This is a genomic window from Oleiphilus sp. HI0066 (genome assembly GCF_001635725.1).
Genome location: NZ_LWFH01000366.1, coordinates 1 through 1,498 on the forward strand (window position 1 = coordinate 1; position 1,498 = coordinate 1,498).

A 1,498-nucleotide genomic window follows, 5' to 3' on the forward strand; every position below is an offset into this window, starting at 1 on the left:
AACAAAATTTCTGGAAGTTATGCACATAGCGAACCCTAAGCCAGCTATTGTAGGCCTACCTGTTCATGACAACGATCAATAAAGATAACGTCTAGCGCTCTAGTTCAAGAAGCGAAATCATTTACCAACACTTTAAAGCGCGGCGACTTTCTTTTGCAGGAATTGATAACGCTTGTATTGTGAATGCTGTTCAGGGATATGGGCGACGTTTTCGAGGCACTGCGTACAGCGACTAACCAACTGACCAAGCGCTCCTTGAGTTTCGATCATCTTGAGTGTTACTTGGACAATATTAAGATTTAGCGCAGGATGCTTAGGCGTGCATTCCAAAGCATCATTGAATGATTCAATCGCAGCTTCCAAATCACCTGATTCAAAAGATTTAATCCCCGTTTTATTGAGTTTTCTTGCTCGCACTTTAGCTTGAAGACCAACAGGCTCATCTATCAACTCGTTAATAGACTTGATCATAGAAGCATTGTCTTGCTCCGCAGCGGCTAAACTAGACAACAACCCTTCTGCCTCTTCAGTCTCACCCATGCTGTAGAGTGTTCTTGCGTACTCTAGCTGAGTCGCTGAATCAAGCTCTTGGTCAGAGATTAGTTTTTTTGCTTTTGCAAAAATCTCATCAGACTTTCGGTGATCCCCTTGACCTTGATAAGTCCGTGCCTCTATCAACGCAGCATTCATTCGAACGGTCGGATCATCCTTAAATTTCTTAGCGACTCGCCCCATCACCTGAACAGCTTCCTTTGCGCGTTTCTTACCGAGCTCACTTGTGTCGCCGTCTGCCATATCAGACAAGCAACGACCAAGATTCAAGTAGTTCTCTGGCTTATCATGAACTGAGTGAAAGCCAAGTTTCATTGAGGCTTTATAAGCACCTGCGGCCCCTTCAATATCACGATTATCAGTGCAAACTTCGGCTAGTTTTTGTTGACGATTGTACGCGTGCGGCGATATTCCCACGGCGTCTTCTAAAGTACGCTGTGCATCGCGCGGTTGATTCATGGACAAATACGCATCCGCTAATTCATCATATGCTTCGATGACATTCGGATTGACATCTAAAACTTGCGTAAAGTCATCGACCGCTCCTTCTACCTCGCCGACAGCTGCTTTAACTCGCCCCAATCCAAGCCGCGCCCAGCCGATGTCACGCTTCGTCAAAACGTCATTGTAGATCTTGCGCGCCTTTTCCATCTCACCTTCGTGATAATACAAGTTTGCGAGCGTTCGAAGACACCACAAAATATAACGAGTTTCACGCTTTATCTCTTGTCCCAATAAAGCAATGGCTTTCTTAGAGTCGCCCTCATCAATCGCTGCATTGATCGGCTTGAGCACTTCGCTCTGCTCAATAAGACGATCCATTCTCTCCTGAAGAACAGACTTGGTAAGCGGCTTTGTAATATACCCATCCGGAAGATATTCCAAAGCGCCCATGACCATGTCTTTTGAAGTCTCTGCCGTCACCATCACAAAAATGCCAGTATGT

General features: G+C 45.5%; 1 protein-coding gene. It reads right to left on the reverse strand.

Annotated features, from left to right (window positions below; all coding sequences use genetic code 11):
- Positions 1 to 132 precede the first annotated feature (132 nt).
- Positions 133 to 1,498 (reverse strand): tetratricopeptide repeat protein (locus A3738_RS05165; protein WP_156503978.1); only part of this gene is annotated, 1,366 nt, incomplete at its 5' end.